Consider the following 24156-nt stretch of genomic DNA (forward strand, 5'->3'; position numbering starts at 1 on the left):
GAGAGGGTGGCCGTCAGGCCGGGTGAGGGGGAATCGTGGCGCCGGTTCGGCTGCGTGTTCTAGGCCATCTCGCTCTCATGCCAATGCGCCAACGAGATGCGCGCCAGCCAGGCCATCAGCGAAAACAGCAGGATGCCGGTGAGCGAGATCAGCACCAGCGCGGCGAAGAGGCGCGGGATGTTGATCTGGAAGCCGGCCTGCATGATCTGGTAGGCCAGCCCTGCCCCGGTACCGCCCGTGCCAGCGACGAACTCGGCAACGACGGCGCCGATCAGCGCGAGGCCGCTCGATATGCGCAGGCCGCCGAAGAAGTACGGCAGTGCGCTCGGGATGCGCAAACGTACAAGCGTCTGCCAACGCGTGGCGCCATTGAGGCGGAACAGGTTAAGCAGGCCGGGATTGACACTGCGCAGGCCCAGCACGGTGTTGGAGATGATGGGAAACAGCGCGACGAGGGTGGCGCAGAACACCAGGGCGATGGTCGGATCCTTGACCCAGATGATGATCAGCGGGGCGATGGCCACCACCGGGGTGACCTGCAGCAGGATGGCGTAGGGAAAGAGGCTGGTCTCGATGACACGACTCTGCACGAACAGGAAGGCGGCGATCACGCCCAGCACCACCGCCATGCCGAAGGCAAGGAAGGTGATCTTGAGCGTGACGGCGAGCGCACCCAGCAGGCTGGGGCCGTCGGTCCACAGCGTTGTGGCGACATCGGTGGGCTTGGGCACGAGGTAGATGGGCACCTTGAAGGCCATGCACAGCACTTGCCAGGTGACGAGCAGGAACAGGCCGACGAGGGCGGGGGCCACGATCTTCATGACTTTGGGATTCTGGATGAGCGGGGTTTTCATGGGTGTGCTCCTCAGTCGTGTTCGAGCTCGCCGCCACTCGCTGCCAGCAGGCGGGCGGAGAGGTCGCGGCAGTGTTCGTTGAAGGCCATGCTGAGGCGGAACTCGTCGTCGCGCACGGGCTCGGGAATGGGCAGGTCGGCGACGATGCGCCCCGGGCGCGCAGCCATCATGACGACGCGACTGGAGAGGAACACTGCTTCGTAGATGCTGTGCGTGACGAAGACGACGGCCAGCGGCTTGCCCCCGCCTGCATTGCGCTGTGACCACAGTGCGCGCAGGTCGGCGTCGAGCCTGTTGCGCGTGAACTCGTCGAGCGCGCCGAAGGGTTCGTCCATCAGCAGCACGTCGGGCTCGGTGACCAGGGCGCGCGCGATCGAGGCGCGCATCTGCATACCGCCCGATAGCTCGCGCGGGTAGCTGGCGCCGAACTTGCCAAGGCCTACCGCTTCAAGCGCGCGCTGCACGCGCGGCTCGCTCTCGGCCTTGGGCACACCGGCGAGGTCGAGCGGCAGGCGCACGTTGGTGGCGATGTTGGCCCAGGGCATCAGCGTGGCTTCCTGGAAGACCATGGCGATCTTGAGGCCGCTCTTGGCCGGGGAGTCGGCGCCGAGCCAGCGCAGGTGGCCGTGCGAGGGGGCTTCGAGCCCGGCGTACATCTTGAGCAGGGTGCTCTTGCCGCAGCCCGAGGGGCCGAGCAGGGACACGAAGTCGCCGCGCTGGATGCGCAGGCGCACTTCGTCGAGCGCGTGCGTGCCGTTGGGGTAGGTCTTCTCGACGCGGTTGGCGAGCAGCACGGTGTCGGCGTCTGCGGCGAAGCTCGCCACGTCTTCTTCGATCTCGCTGTATTTCATGAGCATGTTCATCTCCTGTCAGGTCCGGAACACTTCGGCTTCGCCATGCTCGGTCAGCAGGTTCATGAGCTGCTGGCGGATGATGAGGCCGGGTTTGTCGGAGGGCATGTGGAATTCAACGCGGCGACGCGTGTCGATGCAGGCGTCGGGGTCGGTGGCTTCGAGAATGTCGCGGTCTTCGGCGGTGATAGCGGCATCCCAATCGATCAGCTCCTGCGTACTGCAGGCTTCTTCACTGTCGTTGCGGTAGAGCCATTGCACGAGCACCATGTTTTCGTCGTCGATGGGTGTGGCGCAGTTGTAGATGATGTGGTCGACACCACTGGCCGGGTAGCTGCAGCCGAAGCGGCGGCAGAAGGGCAGGAAGTAGCGATTGACGAGGTGACGATGCGTGATCGGCTCGGTGGTGCCAGTGACGCGGTGGCTGGCCTCCGGGTTGCGGATCGGCACGGTGGTGATGGCCTCGAAGCCGTAGTCGGTTTCGTTGAATTCATAGGGCGCGGGCTGCGGCTGATCGACGATGCCGAAGTTGGCCTTGTGCACGAAGCTGAAGTGCGAGTTGTCGAAGCTGTTCTCCATCATGCGCACAGGGCTGGTCTTCCAGGTCTGGTAGAACTGGAAGATGCGGCGGTAGCCGGGCGCACCGTCTTCGGGAAAGTGCGGGATATCGCGCAGCGGCTCGTCGAGCGCGACCCAGACGTAGCCGTATTTCTCTTTGCAGCGGTAGGCCTGCACCTTGGCGCCCGAAGGGATTTTCTCTGTCGTGAATTGGGGAATCTTCACGCAGCTGCCCATGCAGTCGTAGGTCCAGCCGTGGTAGCCGCAGACGATGTTGCCGTTCTCTACATAGCCTTTCGATAGCTGCGCGGTGCGATGGCAGCAGCGGTCCTGCAGCGCGGCGGGTGTGCCGTCGGCCTGGCGCCACAAGACGAGTTTTTCGCCCAGCAGGGTGAAGGGTTTGGGGCCGTCATCCAGCGCGCTCATGGGCACGAGGGCGTACCAGAAGCGGCGCAGGACGGGTTGTTGTGTAACCAGCATTGTCATGACTCCTTGCTCGACGCCAGCGCTGTGTGCGTCTGGCGCCACCAACCGGCGTGCCACGATGGTCGCCTTCGTCGGTTCCGGCGCTGATGTTCAGTGCCGCAGGTACTGCTTCGTCATTCCCGCGAAGGCGGGAATCCAGCGACTTTGCGCTGCTTGTGAAGAGCCACTGGATTCCCGCCTCCGCGGGAATGACGTTTGTCTTGTGCAACGGCTACGCGCTCGCCGCCTCCCGTTCCGCGAGGTTGCCGCGATGCACCTCCTCCTCACCCCGCGTCGCCATCAGGTCGAGGATCTGCTTGCGGATCAGCAGGCCGGGCTTGTCGGAGGGCATGTGGAATTCCTCGCGGCGGCGCGTATCCATGCACACGTCGAAGTCGGTGGCTTCGAGGATGTACTTGTCTTCGAGCGTGACGCGCGTGTCCCAGTCGATGAGCTTCTGCGTCGAGCACTGCTCTTCGCTGTCGTTGCGGTAGAGCCACTGCACGAGGACCATGCGTTCGTCGTCGATGGGGGTCGCGCAGTTGTAGACCATGTGGTCGATACCCGATTCGTAACTCACGCCCATGCGGCGGCAGAACGGCAGGTAGTAGCGATTGACCATGTGGCGCGTGACGCGGGGTTCGGTCGAGCCGGTGATGGGGTGTGCGTCGGGCGGGTTGAGCACCGACACGGAGACCTGCGCTTCGAAGCCGTAGTCGGTTTCGTTGAGGCCGTAGCTGATCGGGATGGGGTTGCCGAAGTCGCCGAAGGTGCCCTTGTGCACGAAGCTGAAGTGCGAGTTGTCGAAGCTGTTCTCCATCATGCGCATCGGCGTGCAATGCCAGGTGTCGTAGAGCTGGAAGATGCGGCGATAGCCGGGCTTGCCCTCTTCGGGGAAGTCGGGGATGGGGCGCAGGGGCTCGGCGAGTGCGACCCAGACGTAGCCGTATTTCTCGACACAGCGATAGGCCTCGATCTTCGCGCCGCTGGGGATCTTCTCGGTCGTGAACTGCGGGATCTTCACGCAGGCGCCGCTGCAGTCGTAGGTCCAGCCGTGGTAGCCGCAGACGATGTTGTCGCCTTCGACGTAGCCCTTCGAAAGCTTGGCCGTGCGGTGACAGCAGCGGTCGCGCGCGGCAGCGGGCGTGCCGTCGGTCTTCTTCCAGATGACGATGTCTTCACCGAGCAGGGTGAAGGGCTTGGGGCCGCTGTCGAGGTCGTGCATGGGAAACAGCGCGTACCAGAAGTGGCGCAGCATGGGTTGTTTGGTCACCAGCATGGTCGTTCTCCTTGCTTTGTGCGGCAGCGTCTCTGTTGGGCTGCTGCACTGCCACCGGCGCGCCAGTACGGTCGCCTTCGTGGAGTCTTGCTGCCGAGTGCTCAAGGCACTGGGGGTACTGCAGTTCTCTCGTCATTCCCATCTGCGCCCACTGCTGTCCGTAATGGATTTCGAAGTTGCCTTGAAATCTTGAAGGTGGCTTCGTTTGCGAAATCGCGTTGTCGAATGGACAGAACAGCAGCCCTCACCCAACCCCGCTCCGCGCCCCACGACTGGCACTGCATTGCCAGTCGGCTGCGCAGGCGTGCGGCTTGCCGCACGAAACCCCTGCTACGCCCCGCGGGGAGAGGGCTTTTATCCCCTTCTCCCCGCGGGAGAAGGGTTAGGGATGAGGGCCAGCTTTTCGGCCCCAGCAAAATTCGTCTTTCCATATCTATCAAGGACAGCAGTGCGCCTGCGCACGAATGACGACTATCGAGTGTGTGTGACTGACAACGTCTCCTTCTCCCCGTGCTCACGCAGCAGCGCCAGCAGGCGCTTGCGCATGAGCAGGCCAGGTCGGTCGCTGGGCATGTGCTGTTCCAGCAGCAGGCTCACGTCGCAGGGGGCATCGGGGTCCACCGATTCCAGAATCACCTTGTCCTCGGCGACGACCTTGATGTCCCACTCGTTGAGCAAGGCAGCCGGGCATTGCTCCTCGGTGTCGTTGCGGTAGAGCCACTGGATGATCTGGATGCGGCCGTCGTCGATGGGCGTGGCGCAGGTGAAGATGGTGTGGTGGATGCCGCTGGGATAGACGAGGCCAAGCCGACGGAAGAAAGGCATGTGCCACTGGTTGTGGAAGTGGCGCTTGGTCGTCGGGGACGTAGAGCCGGTGATGCGGTGCGACTCGGGCGGATTGTTGATCGGCACGATGGCTTCGGCCTCGAACCCATAGTCGGTCTCGCGGATTTCGAAGAACTCGGGCTTGGGCTGGTTGTTCTGGCCGAAAGTGCCCTTGTGCACGAAGGCGAAGTGCGCGGTGTCGAAGGAGTTCTCCATCAGGCGCAGTGCGCCGGTCTTCCACTCTTCGTCGAACTGGTGGATGCGGCGGTAGGCGGGGTCGCCCTCCTCCGGCGTGTCGATGAGGGGCAGCAGCGGCTCTTCGAGTGCGACCCAGACATAGCCGAATTTCTCCTGGCAGCGGTAGGCATCAACGCGTGCGCCGCTGGGGATCTTTTCACTGGTGAACTGCGGAATCTTGACGCAGGCACCGGTGCAGTCGTACTGCCAGCCGTGGTAGCCGCAGACGATGTTGTCGCCTTCGACATAGCCCTTGGAGAGCCTGGCTGTGCGGTGGCAGCAGCGGTCGCGCGCGGCGGCGGGCGTGCCGTCACTCATCTTCCACAGCACGATGTGCTCGCCCAGCAGGGTGAAGGGCTTGGGGCCGTCGTCGAGTTTTTTGATGGGCATGACTGCGTACCAGAAGCGGCGCAGTACAGGGTGTTGAGTCACCAGCATGAGGTGCTTTCCTTTCTTGCTTAACCAGCCGGCGTGCCAGAACGGTCGCCTTCGCCAGTTTTCCCACCAAGCCTATGTTGTTGCCTGATGGGTTCCGATCAGGCCTGAGCCGTCACGGGTACTGCAGGTCGTGCCGTGAACAGTCGGCTCTGCTCGGTTTCGCCATGCTCGGCGAGCAGCTCCATCAAGGCGCGGCGGATGTGGATGCCGGGCATGTCGGTGGCCATGTGCTGTTCGAGGTTCATGCGCGTGTCGAGCGGCATGTCATCGTCGACAAAGGCGAGCATGTCGCGGTCTTCGTCGAGGATCTTGCGGTCGAAGGCGTTGATCGCGGCGGCAGGCACGTCAGCCTCGCTGTCGTTGCGGTAGCTCCACTGCAGCACCATGGTGCGCGTGTCGTCGATGGGTGTCGCTGCGCTGATGATGCTCTGCACCAGCCCCGTGGGGTAGGTGATGTGCATGCGGCGCGCGCAGGGCATGTACCAGTCCATCACGACCTTGCGCACCGTCTCGTCGGCGCTGATGCCGGTGTGCGCCTTGCCCGAATCGGGATTGCGCACGGGCTGGGTGATGTGCATGACGAGGCCATGTGCGTTGCGCGTGACCTCACCCTTCGGCGGTTGCGGCTTGTCGTTGAGGCCGTGCATGGCCTTGTGCACATAGGCCTGGTGCGCGAAGTCGAAGGTGTTCTCGATGAAGCGCAGCGCGCCGCAGTTCCACTCTTCATGGAACTGGTCGATGCGCCGGTAGCCGGGCATGGTCTCTTCGGCAAGCTCCGGAATCGGCGCCAGCGGTTCTTCGAGCGCGACCCAGATGTAGCCGTACTTCTCGGTGCAGTGGTAGGCGTCGATGCGCGCGCCACTCGGAATCTTCTCGGTGGTGAACTGCGGAATCTTGACGCAGGCGCCGCTGCAGTCGTACTGCCAGCCGTGGTAGCCGCAGACGATGTTGTCGCCTTCGACGAAGCCCTTGGAGAGCTTCGCCGTTCGATGACAACAGCGATCGCGCGCAGCGGCGGGCGTGCCGTCGGTCTTCTTCCACAGCACGATGTTTTCACCCAGCAAGGTGAAGGGCTGCGGGCCCTGGCCCAGCGATGCCATGGGCATCACCGCGTACCAGAAGCGCCGCATGACCGGATGACGGGTCAAGAGCATGGCAATCTCCCGGGCTGCCCGCGCGGTGTTGCGCAGGCAGCCGCAATCGGTGATGAACGGATCAGGGCTTGGGCAGGAAGGCCAGGGTGTAGCCCTGCTTCCAGTCGACATCGGGCTTGAGCAGGCCGTTGGCGACCATGAAGTCGAAGGTCTTCTTCCAGCGTGCTTCGGTCATGGCACCGACGCCCAGCTTGGCGGCATCGCCGCTGCCCATGACGTTGAGCTTCTTGATGCCGGCGACGGCAAAGGCCAGCTTCTCGTCACTCATCTGCGGGTTGTCCTTCTTGATCAGCTCGTTGCCGGCAGCCGGATCCTGCAGGTAGCTGGCCCAGCCTTCGAGCGTGGCCTTGACGAAGCGTGCCGTGACGTCAGGCTTTTCCTTCACGGTCTTCTGCATGGCGACAATCGTGTTGCCGTAGGGCGGATAGCCTTCTTCGGAGAGCAGGAAGAAGTTGGTCTTGATGCCGGCCTTGTCGGCCTCGAAGGGCTCGGAGGTGCTGAAGCCCTGCACGGCCATGGTCTTGTCGGCGAAGAAAGGCTGCAGGCTGCCGGTGTAGGGGCGCACCTGCGCGTCGGTAAAGCCGAACTTGCTCTTGAGCATGGGCCAGTAGGAAGTGTGCGCGCTGCTGGCGATCATGATGTTGCGACCCTTGAGATCGGCGATGCTCTTGACGTCAGGGTGGGTCATGATGCCCTGCACTTCATACTGGAAGTTGGCCGCCACGGTCGTCATCGGGATGCCCTTCTCGATGCCGGAGAGCACCTGGAAGTCCTTGCCCATAATGAAGTCGGTCTGGCCTGCTGCGAGCAGTTGCACGATGTTGACCTGCGGGCCACCCATCTTGATGGTGACGTCGAGGTTGTACTTCTTGTAGATGCCCTTGGCGACGGCCTGGTAGTAGCCGCCGTGTTCAGCTTGGGCGAACCATGAGGTGGTGAAGGTGACCTTGTCCTGCGCCATGACAGGCGCAGCAAGCGTGATGAGGGCTGCAAGGCCCAGACAGTGTTTGAGAAGGCGGGTGATGCGTGACATGTCGGTTCTCCGTTGAGAAGTTTTGCAAGGCAGGCCTTGCAGGGAACCGGAACACGCTGGGGGTTTGTGGCAGAAGCGCTGTGATGCTCTCGCGGCATGTCAGGCCCGGCCCCCGTTGCGTTCCGTAACGAACACAAGCGCTCTTGCGAGCGCACGACGACCGGACAACCCGGCAGTCGCCGGAGCAATGACCCGTTGCAATGAGGCTGAAAACACGCAGCACCACCGCAATTGCCAGCTTCTACTCCACGCGTTGTTCTAGCAACGCGTGTGCCAACACCAGGCGCACACCTGATGCATTGATAGAAATCAAATGTTTATGAAGTTTATGCCTGCCGCACAGCAAGGCAGGCGCAGCGCGCTGTGCATCACGCCTTGCATCGCCATGGCGCACGCCGCGCCAGACTGATGCACACGGCCACAGCAGGCGCCTCAAGTGGATACACTCCGTGTTCCACACGCTGGTAGCAATAGTCATGGCAACAGATAACAAAGCCGATCGCACAACACGCACGCGGCGCACGCCCACCAGCGCCGACGAGCGCATCTACAACAGCGTCTTCAGCGCCGTGATGCACCAGCGCCTGAAGCCGGGCACGCGCCTGCCCGAACCCGAGCTGTGCACCTTGTTCAAGGTAAGCCGCACCATCGTGCGCAAGGCGCTGCAGCGGCTGGCGCACGATCACATCGTGAGCCTGCGCCATAACAAGGGGGCCGTTGTGGCCTCGCCCACGCGCGAGGAAACGCGCGAGGTATTCGAAGCACGCCGCGCGGTGGAGGCCGCCATCGTGCCCCTGGTAGTGGCGCGCGCCAGCAAGGAGGGCATCGCCCGCCTGCGCGGCATGATGGACACCGAGGCGCACATGCTGCGCGAGTCGCACCCCGACTGGGTGCAGCAGGCGGGCAGCTTTCACCATGCGCTGGCCGAGATATCGGGCAACCGCGTGCTGCAGGGCTTTCTGATGAGCCTGATGTCGCGCTGCTCGCTGATCGTGGCGCTCTACGAGCCGCCCGGTGACGCGGGCTGCGAGCATGATGAGCACGCGGCGATTGTCGACTGCATCGCAAAGGGCGATGCGACAGGCGCGATCGCCCTGATGGCGCGACACCTGGAGACGCTGGAGCAGCGCATCGAGTACCGGCAGGAAGAGGCCGAGCCGGACCTGGGTAGCTTGCTCGGGCTGTAAAAGGCGCGTTCAGTGCCCAGCCCCTACGCCGCAAGTGCGGCTTCAGTCGCACAAGCCAGCGTGGCGTGCGGCTGAAGCCGCACCTACGACGCACACACCCCCGGGTAATGCGGACGGCACCATAGCCCTGATGGCACAACACCGCGAAACGCTGGACCAGCAACGCCAGGCGCTGTCCGCCTGGAGGCGAAGCTGCCAAACCCCACCCCGTAGGTGCGACTTCAGTCGCACAAGCCACGGTAGCTTGCGGCTGAAGCCGCACCTGTGTCGCACTCGCCATTCGGGACGGCAAAGTGTATACACATTCACCGGCAGAGTGCGCCACGCACTGATGGTGTGCGATGTCCGGTCTTCGTGGATTTCTGTCGCTCCATGAAAATCAAGGCATTAGCAAGCCCCTAAAGCTGGCACGCCACCTGCTTGTATCCGTTACACGATTCAAGTGTATACACTTAACCGCGCAACGGAGTCCTCGCATGCAACGACGCAGCCTTTTCGCAGCAGCCCTCGGCCTGCTCACCCTCGCCTTCAGCCAGGCAACCCTGGCAGCCGAACCCCTCAAGATCGGTTTCATCTATCCCGGCCCCATCGCCGATGTGGGCTGGACCACGCAGCACGAGCTGGGCCGCAAGCTGGTCGAAAAGACCTATGGCGACAAGGTGAAGACCTACTTCGTCGAGAACGTGCCCGAGACGGCCGACGCCGCACGCGTGGTGCGCCAGCTCATCAACCAGGGCTGCACGATGATCTTCACCACTTCGTTCGGCTACATGGAGGCGACGGCGAAGCTGGCCAAGCAGTTTCCGAAGGTGAGCTTTGATCACGCCACCGGCTACAAGATGGACAAGAACCTGGGCATCTACCAGACGCGCTTCTACCAGGGCGCGTACCTGATGGGTGTGCTGGCCGGCAAGATGACCAAGAGCAACACCCTGGGCTTCGTCGGCTCGCACCCGATTCCCGAAGTGCTGCGCAACATCAACGCCTTCACCATCGGCGCGCGCAGCGTGAATCCGAACGCGCAGACCAAGGTCATCTGGATCAGCTCCTGGTACGACCCGCCCAAAGAGCGCGAGGCCGCCGAGACGCTCGTCTCGCAAGGCGCCGACGTGCTCTACCAGAACACCGATTCGCCGGCCGCCGTGCAGGTCGCCGAGAAGAAGGGTTTGTATGCCTTCGGCCAGGATTCGGACATGTCGAAGTACGGCCCACGCGCGCACCTGTCAGCCAACACGGTGAACTGGGGCGTGTATTACGTGAAGAAGGTCGGCGACAAGCTGGCCGGCAAGTGGAAGCCCGAAGACACGGCCTGGGGCATGAAGGAAGGCATGATCGAAGTGTCACCGCTGGGCAGTGCGGTACCCGCTGACGTGGCAAAGATCTTCACTGAAAAGAAGGAAGCCGTGGCCAGCGGCAAGCTCGAAGTCTTCGCCGGCCCGCTCAAGGACAATGCCGCTGGCGTCAAGGTGCCGGCCGGCAGCGTGCTGCCCGAGAAGGACCTGTGGTCGCTCACCTGGTATGTCGAAGGCGTGCAGGGCAGCATTCCCAAGTAGTCACGAATGTGCGTCGTTCCCGCGCAGGCGGGAATCCAGCGACTTTGTCACCATCACTGACGACACTGGATTCCCGCTAAAGCCCTCTCCCCCAACCCCTCTCCCGCAAGCAGGAGAGGGGAGCACCGTGCGGCTACGCCGTTCGTAAAGCTGGCGGGAATGACGGAGCTTGGCAGGCCTTGCCCGAATTGGATAACCATGGACATCAACTTCGCAACCCTCACCGAGTACCAGCGCTACAAGCTGATGGCCAGCCTCATCGTGCCGCGCCCCATCGCGCTGGTCACCACGCTCAGCGAGACGGGCGTGGTCAACGCGGCGCCCTTCAGCATGTTCAACATGCTGGGTGAAGAGCCGCCCATCGTGATGATCAGCGTGAACCGCAAGAAAGACGGCGGGCTCAAGGACACGGCCAACAACATCGTCCGCTCGAAAGAGTTCGTCGTGCACATCGCTGACGAAGAGATCGCCGAGAAAATGCATCGCTGCGGCGACGCGCTGCCGGCCGACGCCAGCGAGCTGGTGCACGTGGGTCTGACACACGAACCCTCGAACGCCGTCGCACCGCCGCGCATTGTCGAAGCGCCGGTGGCCTTCGAGTGCCGGCTGTGGGAATTGCTGGAAACCGAGAGCCGCCAGATCTTCATTGGCGAGGTGTTGTGGCTGCACGCACGCGATGGCCTCATCGACACCGAGCGCTGGCGCGTGCGCCTGCAGGACTTCTTCCCCGTTGGCCGCTTCGGCGCCAGCTTCTACACGCGCACGCGCGACCGCTTCGTGATTGGCGCGGACGGCGGCGAAGGGCGCACCACCTCCATCGACGAGATCTGATCATGCACGACGACACGCATTACATGCAGCTCGCTATCGCTGCATCACGGCAAGCCATGGACGAGGGCAACTTCCCCTACGGCGCCACCCTGCTCACGCGCGACGGCCGTAGCCACGTCTCGCGCAATAACCAGGTAACGACTGGCGACTGCACAGGCCACGCCGAAGTGGTGCTGATCCGCGAAGCCGCGCAAACCATGGGGCCCGAGGCCCTGAAAGGCGCGACCGTGTATGCCAGCGGCGAGCCCTGCGCGATGTGCAGCGGCGCCCTGTTCTGGGCCGGCGTCGCGCGCGTCGTCTACGCCATGCCCACCCGCACCATCAACCGCATCGGCGGCGCGCCATGGCTGGACGTGCGCAGCATCGACGTACTCGGTCGTGCCTCACATGCGACACAGGTAGTCGGCCCACTGCTCGAAGACGAGGCGACTGCGGTGCTGCAGGAGTGGGTGGCACGACAGTAGATCAGGCGCCGGGAGGCAGCATCACCGTTGTCGGCGAATCCTCGTCGTCGCGCACTGCGATGGCCACGCCGGTGAAATTGTCGTGGCCTTTCTCGGCCGTCTGCATGACGACTGTCGCCATGCGTGTCAGCCAATCCTGCAGGTTGACCGACTCCGACAGGGCGCTCTGCATGAGCCCCTCTTCGACGTACTCCCACCAGCCGTCCGTACACATCAGGAACACGTCACCCACCGCCAGCGGCGCGGGCGCCCCCGACACGCTGACCTGCAGCTCGCCCGAGTTGCCGATGGCGGAAGTCAGCAGGCTGCGCTGCGGATGCGTGCGGATCATCGCCGTATCGCCGTAGCCAGCGTCAATCATGGTCTGCACGAGGCTGTGATCACGCGTCTGGAAAGCCAGCTGCCCGTTGCGGAACAGGTAGATGCGCGAGTCGCCGACGTGCCCCCAGGACACCAGTGATTCCGTGCGGTTGATGAGCAGGATGCTGCAGGTGGCGTGCATGTTGTCGGCGCCTTCGACCGACTTGGCATCCATCAATGCAGCGTGGGCGCCTTCGAGCAGTTCGACGATGCGTTCGGCACTCACCACGGGCTGCGCAGCGAAGGACTCCAGCACATACCTGACGACCAGGCGTGAAGCCACGTCACCACTACCGTGCCCCCCGGCACCGTCGGACAGACACCAGCAGGCGACCTGCGCGTTCTGCCAGCTGCCGCAGAAATCCTCGTTACGGGTGCGGCCGCCGGTGTTGGACTGTTCAGCTGAATCTATCGCTAGCACGTTGCTGTTCCGTATCTTTCATCATCAGGATGCCGACAGGCAGTCACCGTGCCCGACATGCATATTGCGCATTCCGGTCATCAACCGCCACGCTCGTTCGACAGACGCTCGATCTGCTCTTCGTAGGCGCGCAGGAACTCACGCCCGAACAGGGTGTGGAAGTCGTCCGAGGCCTCGCGCTGAATGTCGGCAAAGCGCTGCTCATACATGTTCCACAGCTTGGCCTTGCGATTGGCGGGCATCACGCTGTCGAGGAAGCTCTTGTCGGTCAGGCGACCCTCCAGCTCACCTGGCTCGAAGCGCTTGAGAATGCCGACCAGCGCCGCACGCATGCCGGCGACAAAGCCCATCTGGTGCGCCTTCAGGTCGTCGTAGGCGTCTTCCATCGCCTCGACAGGCCCCATGAAGCCCTTGCCCTCGGGCTGCAGCAATTGCTTGATGGCAAAACCGATATCGGGCGAGAACTTCAGCGGGTTGTTGTTGCGCGTCACGATCATCGTGACCTCGGCACGCACCTCGCGCTTGGTCGCAGCGCGCGCGGCCAGCAGGGCCATCGTGCCCTGCACCGATTCGCGCAGCATGAGGCCGACCTGCTCGGCAAACTCGGGCGTGAAGCCCCCGGGCGGCTGCAGTCCCGGCACGCCCAGGCCGCGCACGAAGGCAGCCAGCACGGCGTCGGGACTGCCGGAGTAGGCCTCGGCAGCCTTGGGCTGCGGCGGCACGACCGGGTTGTTGAGATTGGTGCCGAGACCGTCGATGGTGACCTTGGACGACTTGGGCACAGCCGACGGCGGAATCACCATGGTCACATCGCCCGCCGGCAGATCGGGCACCACGGGAGGGGCCTTGGGTGCCGGAGCGGGCGCGGGAACGACAGGCTCGACGCGCGCGGCAGGCGGTGGCACCAGCGGTGCAGCGGCGGTGATGACCGTGTCTGGCTCAGCCTGTGCAGGCCCGGACGGCGCACCGCCGAGGATGCCGAGAATGTCGCTGGCAGGATCAATCTTCGGCTCGTCCTTCGCTGCGGGTACCGCCTCGAACAGCGGATCGGCCTTCGCCACCGGCGGCACAAAAGCTTCGTCCAGCATGGGTGCATCGTTGCGCTGCGCAGCCGGCGCTACGGGGGCTTCGGCCGGGCCGCCCATCAGCAGGGCCAGCGGGTCGACGGCTCCGTCGGCAGTGGGGGCCTGATGCAGGGGATCGGCCAGCAAGGAGTTGGCGAGCGGATCGCCCCCACCGAAAGGGCCGCTGCCTGCCGCCTTGAGGTCGAACAGCGTATCGACCGACCCGGTATTGGCCGAAATGCCGATTCCCAGCGGATCACCCGACGTATCGGCTGCAGGCGCCGGAGCCCTGGGCTTGGGCGCCGGGGGCGGCGCAAAAGCCGCGAAAGGATCGCCATCGCTGGCGGCGGGCGCCTTGGGCGCAGGCGCAGCAACAGGCCCGGCACCAAAGACGGCAAAGGGATCGTCTTTGGCCGCGCTGCTCGGCGGCGTGTTGAGCAAGGCCGCCAGCGGATCGGGCGCAGCGGCCGGTGATGGCTTGGCAACAGGTGGCGGAGCAAAAGGCGCTGGCGTGCTCATCACGACCGTCGCGCCAGCCGGTGCCGCAGGCGCCGGCGCAGCACCGAACAGGCCCAGCGGATCGGCACTGGCAGCAGGTGCGGGAGCCGGCGCGGCAACGGGTTGCGAGAAGCTGGGGGCGCCGGACAGGAATTCGACGCGCATGACCCATTCGGCCATCTCGATCTGGTCGCCATCCTTGAGCGGGTGTTCGTTGCCCTTGCCGAGCGGGCGGCCGTTGAGCGCCGTCGGGTTGCTACCCTGGTCGGCCAGCAGGTACTGGCCATTCACGAACTTGACCATGGCCTGCACGCGGGAGATGTGCTTGTCGGGGTCGGGCAGCACAAAGACGTTGCTGCCATCGCGGCCAATGCCGCCGCCCCGCTCGCTGAACTCTGCAAACATCGGTGTGGACGGCGCACTGCCGTTCCGGGTCGCCACAGAAATACGCAGCACGGTCGATCCCCTGTCTTGAAGTCGCTGCCGGACGCCCGGCAAGGCGGCATTGCAACACACAAGCCCTGCCGCGTTCAATTGCCCGGATTGCCAGCCCTTTGGACAGGCTTCCGGAAATGGCGCGCCTGAGCGATCATCGTCGCCTCGCACAATGACCGGATTCGCAGCATGCAGACGGAAGCCCAGCCCACGGAGATGAGCCTGGAAGACGCGTTGAAGTACGCCGTCCAGCTACACCAGGATGCCCGCTTCGATGCGGCAGAAACCATCTATACGCGCATCCTCGAAGCCGTACCCGACCTGCCGGACGCGCTGCACTTCCTGGGCGTGCTGCGCCATCAGCGTGGCAAGAGTGAAGAGGCCATCGCGCTGATCCGTCGCGCCATCGAACTGTCTCCCGGCCATCCGGACAGCTACCTCAACCTCGGCAACGTGCTCGCGGAGTCCAACAACTTCGACGCCGCCGTGGTGGCCTATGAAGAGACGCTCAAGCTCGCTCCGCGCAACCCGGGCGTCTACAACAACATCGGCGTGATCCACAAACTGCGGCGCGAATGGGACCTCGCCGAAAGCGCCTACCGCAAGGCCATCGAACTGGCCCCCGACAACGCCAGCGCCTACAACAACCTGGGCCTGCTGTTCGCCGCACGCGGCATGATCAAGGAAGCGGTCAAGTACTACTGCGAGTCAATCACCAAGATGCCCGGCAACCCCGACAGCCGACGCCTGCTGGGGACGGCCTATTACACGCTGGGCAAGACGCGCGAAGCCGCCGAGGTGTTCCGCCAGTGGCTGGCCGATTCGCCCGACGACCCGGTCGCCCGCCACATGCTGGCCGCCTGCTCGGGCGAGGCCGTACCGGACCGCGCCGCCGACGCCTACGTCGAATACACCTTCGACAAATTCGCCAACAGCTTCGACGAGCAACTGCAACAGAACCTCGCCTACCGCGCGCCGGAGATCGTCGCCGACGCCGTACGCGAAGCCCTGCCCGACATCGCACCGGCCTCGCTCGCCATCCTTGACGCCGGCTGTGGCACCGGTCTGTGCGGCCCCCTGCTGCGTTCGCTGGCCAGCCAGCTCGACGGCGTAGACCTGTCCGGCGGCATGCTCACCAAGGCCAGCGCCCGCCAGTGCTACGACAAGCTCGAAAAGGGCGAGCTGACCGCCTACATCGCCGCCCACACCGCCGCCTGGGACGTGATCGTCTCGGCCGACACCCTTGTCTACTTCGGTCCCATCGACGCCGTCTGCCAGGCCGCCCGCACCGCCTTGCGCCCGGCTGGCCTGCTGGTCTTTACGGTCGAAAAGCTGGCCGCCGAGGACGCCCCTGCCGGCTTCCGCATCCAGCCCCATGGCCGCTACGCCCACGACAAGGACTACGTCTCTGCCACGCTGGCCACCACCGGCTTCACCCCGCGCCGTATCGAAGAAGTCCATCTGCGCAACGAAGGCGGCAACCCGGTCATGGGCTGGCTGGTCGTCGCCAGCGCCGACTGACGGGCAGCAGCAACACACTCGCCACACATCCGGCCGGTATGCTTCAGCCCGGCAAGTGCTCTATGCTTGCCTGCGCCGCACGGATGGACGCAGCAAGAACACGGATTCCACCGCAACACCACCCCGGGAGAGGTCGCCATGGCCGATGAATCGCAGTTCCAACTGATCACGCCGCTGGGCAGCGCCCTGCGCCTGCACAAGATCGTCGCGCGCGAGAAGCTCTGCCATATCAGCCAGTTCGAGGCCGAATGCCTGTCCGAACAGGCCGATCTCGACATCGACAAGATCCTCGGCCAGATGGTCAGCGTGCGCATCGCCCTGCCCGACCTGTCGCACCGCTACCTCTGCGGCTACGTCACGCGCTTCGCCCACAGCGGCACGCGGGGGCGCTTCCAGACCTTCCAGTGCGTCATCCATGCCTGGCCCTGGTTCCTGACGCGCACCACCGACTGCCGCATCTTCCAGCAGAGGAGCGTGCCGGACATCATCAAGGACGTGTTCGCCGATCACGGCGCCATCGCCGAATTCCGCAACGACCTGACCGGCACCTACGAACCGCGCGACTATTGCGTGCAATACCGCGAGAGCGACTTCGACTTCGTCTGCCGCCTGATGGAAGAAGAAGGCATCTACTTCTTCTTCGAGCACGACGAGAACAAGAACACCCTGGTGCTGGCCGACTCGGTCAGCGCCCACAATCCGGTGCCGGGCTTCGGCACCATCAACTTCGTCTCGCACGGCGGCAGCCGCCGTGACTCCGGCGACTACATCACCGACTGGCACTTCGCACAGGCCGTGCAGTCGGGCAAGACGCGCATCATCGACTACGACTTCGAACGCCCCAGCGTCAAACTCGACGCCAAAGCCGCGCAGGAGCAAGAGCACGAGCACGCCGACCTGGAGCAATTCGACTACCCCGGCGGCTTCGTCAAGCAACCGCATGGCGACCATTACGCGCGTGTGCGCATCGACGAACTGCACAGCCAGTTCGAACAGGCGCGCGCCCGCACCAGTGTGCGCGCCGCAGGCACCGGCATGCTCTTCAAGCTCGACGGTCATGTTCGCAGCGAGCAGAACCGCGAATACCTGATTCTCGCCACCACCATGCACATGCAGGCCGAGGGCTACGAAGCCGATGGCACTGGTGGCAGCCACTTCAGTAGCGAACTGGTCGTGCTGCCCAGCAGCCAGCAGTTCCGTCCTGTTCGTCGCACACCGCAACCCGTGGTCAAGGGGCCGCACACAGCCGTGGTCGTCGGCCCCTCGGGCAGTGAGATCTACACCGACAAATATGGCCGCGTGAAAGTGCAGTTCCACTGGGACCGTCTCGGCAAAAAGGACGAGAACAGTTCCTGCTGGGTACGCGTGTCGTTCCCCTGGGCGGGCAAGCAGTGGGGCTTTGTCTCCATTCCGCGCATCGGCCACGAAGTCGTCGTCGAATTCCTCGAAGGCAACCCGGATCGCCCGCTGATCACAGGCAGCGTCTACAACGCCGAGCAGATGCCTCCCTACGCCTTGCCCGACAACATGACGCAGTCAGGCATCAAGACGCGCTCGTCGACCGGTGGTTCAGCCGACAACTTCAATGAGATCCGCTTCGAGGACAAGAAGGGCTCCGAGCAGGTCTATATTCATGCCGAGAAGAATCTGGACAGCGTCATCGAGAACAATGAGACGCGTGATATCGGCAATGACCGGACAACGACGATAGGTCACGACGACATCATCGAGATCAAGAACAACCGCAACGAGAAAGTCAGCCAGAACGAGTTCATCGAGATCGGCAACAACAGGACTGAAATCGTTGGCGGCAATGAACAGATCGAGGTGCGGGGTGATCGGACTGAAACCGTATTTGGCAATGAGGATGTGCTGATTTCGGGCAATCGTACCCACAATGTGAGCGGCAACAACTCGCTCACCGTAATTGGTAACGATGACAACACCATCACTGGCAATCAATCCAACACAGTCACTGGTTCGATCACGGAGACCGTCACCGGCTCAGTGACCCAGACCGTGACCGGCTCCGTGATGATGAGCGTGACAGCCGGGCTCACGATCAATTCCGTGGCACCCATGACCATCAACGCGCCGGCAGGTTATACGCTGAATACACCTACCTCGATAGTCGAGACCACACCGGCCAAGATCGGCTTCCTCGGCTTCGGTATGGAGTACAACGGCGCGAAGATGGAGTACACCGGACTGGCGACAGCCATGAAGGCGGCGGATGTATCCATCGTGGCAGGCTTGGCACTTGATATGGCCGCCATCAAGACCGAGAACGAGCCGCTCAAGATCGGCAACATCGCCTCGGAAATCAAGACCAATGGCCTCAAGGCCACTCTGGCTGGCCTTTTCGTGCTGACCTGACATGAGTACTGCAGAGAAAAGGAAATCCGCCATGCCCAGCGCGGTCGTCATTGGCATCTTCGTTGTCATCATCGGTGCCGGTATCGCAGTGTTCGCCATGTTCTTCATGCCCGACTTTCTGCGCCGCGGCGCACAGGAGAATCTGCGCGACGGACAGGGCGTTATGGCGCCGGCCCAGATAGTCTCGATTGCCGATACGGGCCGCCGCTATGCGAGCAATCCGGTGGTGCGTTTTACACTGACCGTCTCACCGGTGGGGCAAGCGGCATTTCCGTTGATCCTTGAGCAGGAAATCTCGATGGTGCAGATGGGCCAGTTCGTGCCGGGTCGTACGCTGCAGATCCGTTATAACCCTGACAAGCTGACTCAAGCGGTCATCGTCGGACCATGAGACTGGCTCACGTACGATGAAAACGATCAAGCCGCAGAAGCTCAGCCTGATGGTCAGGCCCTTCGAGTTTCGCCGACGTTTCTTCCTCGGCGTCTCCGCAATGGGTTTCCTGCCGCTGCGTGATGCGGCAGCTCTGCTGCCCGAAGTGGCGATGTGGAAATTCGTCGCCGAGCAACTTGGGCCGGAAGGCGCCATCGACGCAGCGATTCCCAAAAGCTATGGCGAGTTTCTCGTCACCGGCGCCGCTTTTCCGCCGGGAGGTCCGGCACCCGGCGTGGCAGTACGCGCACGCCTGGGCACCGTCGAAAAGACCCTGATCGTCAACGGTCAGCGCTTCTGGGATCGGCGTCAGCCCACCGCGCCGGACGCCTTCACCAGCATGCCGCTGGACTGGCGACACACCTGGGGCGGCCCCGCTTTGGCCGACAACCCCCTGGGCATGGGCATCGACAATATGGAGATCGCCGGCCGCAAGCTGCGCCCGCTGCCCAACGTCGAATACCCGCAGCACGCCTTGAGCACCGAGAGTCAAAATGGCGTGCCCGCCAGCTTCGGCCCCGTTGACCTGATGTGGCCGCAACGCCAGCGTCTCGCCGGCACACACGATGATCGCTGGCTCAAGGAAGACTTCCCCGGTTTTGCCCGCGACATCGACACCCGCTTCTTCAATATCGCGCCCACAGATCAACACTTCCCTGGCCTGCTTGAAGGCACCGAAGAATATCTGCTGCAACACATGCACCCGGAGCGCGCCGCCATTAGTGGTCGCCTGCCAGGACTGGTGATGCGCTGCTTCATCGTTCGCAAGGGGCAGCCTCCCACCGAGGCTCTGGAAGAAGTCCGTACGCGTTTGTCCACCGTGTGGTTCTTCCCGCATGCGGAGCGCATGGTGCTGATCCATCACGGCAGCGTCGAGGTGACCGAAGAGGATGCGCGAGACATCACGCACATCCTGGCTGGCGCCGAGTTCGCCTCGCAGCCCAAGGACCTCTCCCATTACCGGCAAGTCATGGTCAGTCGACTGGATCCGGAGTACGGGGCCATCAACGCTCTGAATGACAGCGATCTGCTGCCTGTCGGCATGCCTGCCGCTGACGAGGCACTGCAGGCCGAAACGCAGCTCATCGAAGGCGAAGGCCTCCTGCGCAAGCGCGCCCGCCAACGTATCGAAGCCAAACAGCAGGAAGCGGCCGCCCATGCCGCATCGCAAGGCCTTGACCCGGCGGCCATGGGACTGGGGCCATTGCCTGCCGCTGAACCGATTCCCACACTGGAACAATTGCCCGCCTTCCTCAAGCGCAAAACCGCTGAAGCCCTGCAGACCAAGGCTGACATGGTGGCTCGGCAAACAGTGCAGGAGCAGGCTGCGCACAAGCTGTACGCTGGCCTTGGCATCAATGCTTCGGCTGCACGGCAGCTGCACGCAGCAGCCACCAGCGGCCCTCCTGCCTTTTCGGCCAAGGCGCAGATCGCTGCACTGCAGTCCCAACTGGAAGCCGCGCGAGCAAGCGGCCCGGTCTCGCCTGCCATGGCAGACATGCTTGGTAGCGCAGAAGCCCACGCCAAACTGCAGGATGCAGAGCAGAAGATGCTGCTTGGCTATCGCGCTACTGCCCACCGGCAGGTGCCCGCTCCGTCCATTGCTGCCGACATGGCCGCACGCTGGCGCGAGAGTGCAGTGCGCGCGCGGGCAGCAGGCCATGGCTTTGCGGGCATCAAGCTCACCGGTGGCGACTTTTCGAACATGGACCTGTCAGGCGTGGACTTCAGTAACGCCTTGCTGGAGAGCTGCAATTTTCAGGGTGCCAACCTGCGGGGCTGCAACTTCAAAGGGGCCGTGCTGGCGCACGCCCGCCTGCAAGGCGCGCAGCTGCAAGGTACGACGCTGACCGGCATCAACCTGGGCAAGGCCATTCTCACGGACGCCGATCTGAGTGATGCCGACCTCACGGGTGCGACGCTGGACGAGGCCGACTTGCGTCACGTCACCCTGCACCGCACACGGCTGGACGGTGCAAGCCTCATTGGTACCCTGCTGGCATACAGCGACCTGGCTGAAGCGAGCGGTAAGGGCCTGGTTCTCAATGCTCTTGCACTGGATGGCGCCAGCCTGCGCGGAGCCCGCCTGACTGCCTGCATCTTCATCCGCTGCAAGTTGGCGGGCTGCGACTTCAGTGCTGCGCAGTTGCCCGAATGCGTCTTCGTCGGTGCCGACCTCAGTGGCGCCCGCTTTGTAGGCGCTGACATCAGCGGCGCCCGCTTTGTCGAACAAAGCGTGCTCGATGGAGCCGACCTCCAGCAGGCGCGCCTGATCGGCACCAACCTGCGCGGCTGCCGCCTCAATGGCGCCAACTTCTCGGGCGCCACGCTAGACGGCGCTGACCTGAGCGACAGCGAGGCCGCCAACGCCAGCTTCCATCGCGCCTCCTGCATCAACACCCAGTTCGTCGCCGCCAGCTTGCAGGGCGCGTCGTTAGTCGCAGCCAACCTGCGCAATGCGGCGCTCATCCGCAGTCATATCGAGGGGGCCAGCCTGCAAGGCGCCAATCTCTACAGTGCCGACCTTGCACGCGTGTTCGCCGATGGCAGAACGGTCTTCAGCGATACGCTGGCATTGCGCACCCGCACCTGGCCGCGCTGGGGCAACGAACAGAAGCCGGGCGGGGGTAATTGATGGCAATGACACGCGAAGAGCTGGTGCAGGCCGTAGCGCGCGGTGACCAGCTCAGCAACTTGAGTTTCGCAGGCGCCGACCTGTCAGGCCTCGACCTGTCGGGGGCGATGATCGAGAACGTGGACTTCAGCGGCGCCAATCTGGGCGGGGTGAATCTGCGCGAATCGCTGCTGACCAACTGCTCTTTCGACAAGGCCAGCCTGCACAACGTGAACTGGCACCTGGCAACCCTGCACCGCTGCAGCCTGCGCAGCGCCCTGGCACAGGGCAGCCGCTGGCAGGTGCCGCAAGTCACCGAATGTGATTTCTCGCAGACCGATTTCAGCGGCGCGCACTTCGAGATCGCCAGCATCGCCAAGACCAGCATCGCGGGCGCCTGCTTCCATGGCGCCACCCTGTTCCGCTGCGCCCTTGTTGAGCTCGATACGCGCGGCGTTGATCTCAGTGATGCCTCGCTGGAGCAGGTGATCCTGGTCGGCGCTGACCTCACGACATCGCCGCTCAAGGGCGCGAACCTCAAGCTCTGCGTGATGCTCGAAGCCAAGCTGGCAGGGCAGGATCTCTCCGGCATGAACCTGTCGATGACGCAGTTCAACAAGTCCGATTTCTCGGGCTGCAAACTGGTCGGCAGCAATCTGCGCCAGGCGAGCTTTCTGGAGGCCAACTTCACCGGTGCCCTGCTCGACGACGCCGACATTACGCAGGCTCTGTTCATCGGCGCGCTGCTGCCGGGCGTGAGCCTGCAACGCGTGCGGGCCGAACAGTCCAACTTCATGCGGGCCACGCTCAGCGGTGCCAATTTTTCCGGCAGCCGTCTGGCACAGGCACAGTTCGGCAGTGCCTTGTGTGAGCGCGCGCACTTCGTCAATTGCGATCTGACCTATGTGGACTTTGCCGAGGCCGACCTGCGCGGTAGCCGTTTTGACGGCGCGCGCCTGCACCGCGCCAGCCTGCACCGTTCGCAGCTGGACGGCGCCCACATTCCCGACCGTGCCAGCGCCCTGGCCGAAGACACCCAACGCGCTCAGGCCGATGCCTGGGTAGCACGCTACTGAAACAGGAGGCCCCATGGCTGAAGCACTGAGCAAACTCCGCCCCACCCAGACTGCAACGCAGCTGATCGGACTGGTTGAACGCAGCGCCGACGGCATCCACGAGATCAGCCACGCAGGGGGCGTGCTGCGCAGTCGTTGCGCGGCAAGCTGCCTGATCGCGCCGAACGTGGGCGACACGGTGCTGCTGGTATCCGACGGCAGCTGCGCATGGATCCTCGCCGTCCTCGAACGGCTCGACAAGTCGGCGCTGCGCATCGAGAGCGAGCACGACATTGCCATCCATTCCAGCGCAGGCAAGCTCAGCCTGCAGGGTGCGCATGGCCTGTCGGTCAGATCGGACACGGCACTGGATCTGAGCGCGGACACGCTGCACCTGCAGGCGCGTGAAGGCAATGTGCTGGTCGAGCAGCTCAGCTGGCTGGGCAAGTCTGCCCTGGCGCACCTGGGCAGGATCGAATGGGTCGGCAATCTGCTCGAAGCCGTGTCGGAGCGCATGCGCATCACCACGCGGCACAGCCTGCGAGAGGTCGAAGAGCTCGACCAGGTGCGCGCCGGCACGATGGATCAACGCGTTGAGGGCACCTGCACGATACGCGCCGAAAACACGATTGTGACCGCGCGCGAGCTGGTCAAGCTCGACGGCGGCCAGGTTCACCTGGGCTGAGGAGGAAACATGTTTGCCAACACGCAGATGATGGGAATGTGCATGGGCTTTCCCGATGTGTGCCTGACGCCGACACCGGCCGGACCCGTCCCCATCCCCTACCCCAACATCGCCATGTGCCCCACGGCCATTCCGTCACAGGTCAAAACCATGTTCGTGTGCATGCCTGCGCACAACATGGCGACCACCATACCGCTGACCAATGGCGACAACGCAGGCGTTGCGACCGGCGTTGCTTCGGGCATGGTGATGGGACCGTCGCGTCACATGACAGGCGCCTTTACGGTTCTGGTCGGCGCCGCACCGCTCACGCGAATGACCAGCGTTTCGTTGCAGAACTCCACCAACGCCCCGGGCATGCAAATCGTGCCCAGTCAGCCCAAGGTGCTCGTGCTATCGCCCTGATCCGGCACACAGCAACCGCAATGGAAAAGGCCGCTGCGTGCGGCCTTTTTTGCGTTCACTGATTACGCATGTGGTCAGCCAGGCCGACCACCGCCTCCCAGAACTTGTCGCGCCACTCGCCTGCGGGCAGGGTTTCATCGACGGCCTGCCGCATGCAGTGCAGCCACTGATCGCGTTCGGACTCGCCAATGGCGAACGGCATGTGGCGCGCGCGCATGCGTGGGTGACCATTCTTCTCGATGTAAGTCTGCGGGCCGCCGAGCCAGTACGAGATGTACTCGAAGAGCTTCTGGCGACTGCCGTCGAGCGATTGCGGGTGCAGGGCGCGAATGCCGGCGGCCGCCTCATCGAGATCCATCAGATCGTAGAAACGATCAACAAGGGTACGGACGCCGGTTTCACCGCCGAAGGCTTCATAGGCATTGGCGGGTGTTGCGGAGGAAGACATGGAGCGGCCCTCGTGAAATGCAGACCGGTATTGTCGCGCAAGTCTCCCGCCAGGCGCAGCGATGGCGTCAGGTTTGCGTTACCGTACATGCCATGACGCTAGGGCGTCTTCTCAA

Annotated in this window: 21 protein-coding genes; 11 read left to right on the plus strand and 10 right to left on the minus strand. The window is 63.7% G+C overall.

Translation table 11 applies throughout. The features are described 5' to 3' along the window. Positions 1-59 precede the first annotated feature (59 nt). The 7 genes from ABEA02_RS09745 to ABEA02_RS09775 form a co-directional block, all read right to left on the minus strand. Positions 60-854 carry an ABC transporter permease gene (locus tag ABEA02_RS09745; RefSeq protein WP_345532730.1) on the minus strand — a complete coding sequence of 265 codons (795 nt, stop codon included), beginning with the start codon at positions 852-854 and terminating at the stop codon, positions 60-62. 11 nt (positions 855-865) lie between these two features. Continuing rightward, positions 866-1711 carry an ABC transporter ATP-binding protein gene (locus ABEA02_RS09750; RefSeq protein WP_345532731.1) on the minus strand — a complete coding sequence of 282 codons (846 nt, stop codon included), beginning with the start codon at positions 1709-1711 and terminating at the stop codon, positions 866-868. A gap of 12 nt (positions 1712-1723) precedes the next feature. After that, positions 1724-2743, minus strand: coding sequence for an aromatic ring-hydroxylating dioxygenase subunit alpha (locus tag ABEA02_RS09755; protein ID WP_345532732.1), 1020 nt, complete (start codon positions 2741-2743; stop codon positions 1724-1726). A 217-nt stretch (positions 2744-2960) separates the two neighbouring features. Further along, entirely contained in the window at positions 2961-4007 is a 1047-nt protein-coding gene (locus tag ABEA02_RS09760) for an aromatic ring-hydroxylating dioxygenase subunit alpha (RefSeq protein WP_345532733.1), read from the minus strand. A gap of 471 nt (positions 4008-4478) precedes the next feature. After that, positions 4479-5507 (minus strand): aromatic ring-hydroxylating dioxygenase subunit alpha, encoded by a 1029-nt coding sequence (locus ABEA02_RS09765; RefSeq protein ID WP_345532734.1) that lies wholly within the window; start codon positions 5505-5507, stop codon positions 4479-4481. A gap of 98 nt (positions 5508-5605) precedes the next feature. Beyond that, the gene (locus ABEA02_RS09770) at positions 5606-6661 is read right to left on the minus strand and encodes an aromatic ring-hydroxylating dioxygenase subunit alpha (RefSeq protein ID WP_345532735.1); all 1056 of its coding nucleotides are present in this window, start codon (positions 6659-6661) and stop codon (positions 5606-5608) included. Positions 6662-6722: 61 nt separating this feature from the next. After that, positions 6723-7694, minus strand: a complete 972-nt coding sequence (locus ABEA02_RS09775; RefSeq protein ID WP_345532736.1) for an ABC transporter substrate-binding protein — start codon at positions 7692-7694, stop codon at positions 6723-6725. A gap of 476 nt (positions 7695-8170) precedes the next feature. Between ABEA02_RS09775 and ABEA02_RS09780 the strand changes: the two genes are divergently transcribed. The 4 genes from ABEA02_RS09780 to ABEA02_RS09795 all read left to right on the plus strand — a co-directional run bounded on the left by ABEA02_RS09780 (position 8171) and on the right by ABEA02_RS09795 (position 11729). Continuing rightward, positions 8171-8881 carry a GntR family transcriptional regulator gene (locus tag ABEA02_RS09780; protein ID WP_345532737.1) on the plus strand — a complete coding sequence of 237 codons (711 nt, stop codon included), beginning with the start codon at positions 8171-8173 and terminating at the stop codon, positions 8879-8881. A gap of 476 nt (positions 8882-9357) precedes the next feature. Next, the gene (locus ABEA02_RS09785) at positions 9358-10434 is read left to right on the plus strand and encodes a BMP family ABC transporter substrate-binding protein (protein WP_345532738.1); all 1077 of its coding nucleotides are present in this window, start codon (positions 9358-9360) and stop codon (positions 10432-10434) included. A 198-nt stretch (positions 10435-10632) separates the two neighbouring features. After that, positions 10633-11265, plus strand: coding sequence for a flavin reductase family protein (locus ABEA02_RS09790; protein ID WP_345532739.1), 633 nt, complete (start codon positions 10633-10635; stop codon positions 11263-11265). Between the two features lie 2 nt (positions 11266-11267). Next, complete coding sequence (locus ABEA02_RS09795; protein ID WP_345532740.1) at positions 11268-11729, plus strand: nucleoside deaminase; 462 nt, start codon at positions 11268-11270, stop codon at positions 11727-11729. Between the two features lies 1 nt (position 11730). On the opposite strand, the gene ABEA02_RS09800 is transcribed toward ABEA02_RS09795, so the two are convergent. Next, positions 11731-12510 carry a PP2C family protein-serine/threonine phosphatase gene (locus tag ABEA02_RS09800; RefSeq protein WP_345532741.1) on the minus strand — a complete coding sequence of 260 codons (780 nt, stop codon included), beginning with the start codon at positions 12508-12510 and terminating at the stop codon, positions 11731-11733. Positions 12511-12590: 80 nt separating this feature from the next. Continuing rightward, the gene (gene tagH, locus ABEA02_RS09805) at positions 12591-14528 is read right to left on the minus strand and encodes a type VI secretion system-associated FHA domain protein TagH (RefSeq protein ID WP_345532742.1); all 1938 of its coding nucleotides are present in this window, start codon (positions 14526-14528) and stop codon (positions 12591-12593) included. Positions 14529-14696: 168 nt separating this feature from the next. Here tagH and ABEA02_RS09810 point away from each other — a divergent pair, with 168 nt between their 5' ends. From ABEA02_RS09810 to ABEA02_RS09840, 7 genes are all read left to right on the plus strand, one after another. Then, positions 14697-16028 (plus strand): tetratricopeptide repeat protein, encoded by a 1332-nt coding sequence (locus ABEA02_RS09810; protein WP_345532743.1) that lies wholly within the window; start codon positions 14697-14699, stop codon positions 16026-16028. A gap of 138 nt (positions 16029-16166) precedes the next feature. Then, a complete protein-coding gene (locus tag ABEA02_RS09815; RefSeq protein WP_345532744.1) occupies positions 16167-18404 on the plus strand; it encodes a type VI secretion system Vgr family protein in 2238 nt (745 codons plus the stop codon). Between the two features lie 31 nt (positions 18405-18435). Further along, on the plus strand, positions 18436-18795 hold the full coding sequence (locus tag ABEA02_RS09820) for a DUF3592 domain-containing protein (protein WP_345532745.1): 360 nt from the start codon (positions 18436-18438) through the stop codon (positions 18793-18795). A gap of 16 nt (positions 18796-18811) precedes the next feature. After that, complete coding sequence (locus ABEA02_RS09825) at positions 18812-21469, plus strand: DUF2169 domain-containing protein (RefSeq protein ID WP_345532746.1); 2658 nt, start codon at positions 18812-18814, stop codon at positions 21467-21469. Beyond that, positions 21469-22524, plus strand: a complete 1056-nt coding sequence (locus ABEA02_RS09830) for a pentapeptide repeat-containing protein (protein WP_345532747.1) — start codon at positions 21469-21471, stop codon at positions 22522-22524. Before ABEA02_RS09825 ends, ABEA02_RS09830 begins: the two co-directional genes overlap by 1 nt. 13 nt (positions 22525-22537) lie before the next feature. Then, on the plus strand, positions 22538-23188 hold the full coding sequence (locus ABEA02_RS09835) for a DUF3540 domain-containing protein (RefSeq protein WP_345532748.1): 651 nt from the start codon (positions 22538-22540) through the stop codon (positions 23186-23188). 9 nt (positions 23189-23197) lie between these two features. Next, complete coding sequence (locus ABEA02_RS09840) at positions 23198-23593, plus strand: DUF4150 domain-containing protein (protein WP_345532749.1); 396 nt, start codon at positions 23198-23200, stop codon at positions 23591-23593. Positions 23594-23648: 55 nt separating this feature from the next. On the opposite strand, the gene ABEA02_RS09845 is transcribed toward ABEA02_RS09840, so the two are convergent. Beyond that, a complete protein-coding gene (locus ABEA02_RS09845; protein ID WP_345532750.1) occupies positions 23649-24041 on the minus strand; it encodes a group II truncated hemoglobin in 393 nt (130 codons plus the stop codon). Positions 24042-24156: the final 115 nt, after the last annotated feature.

The sequence above is a fragment of the Viridibacterium curvum genome, from assembly GCF_039544165.1.
GTDB lineage: Bacteria > Pseudomonadota > Gammaproteobacteria > Burkholderiales > Rhodocyclaceae > Viridibacterium > Viridibacterium curvum.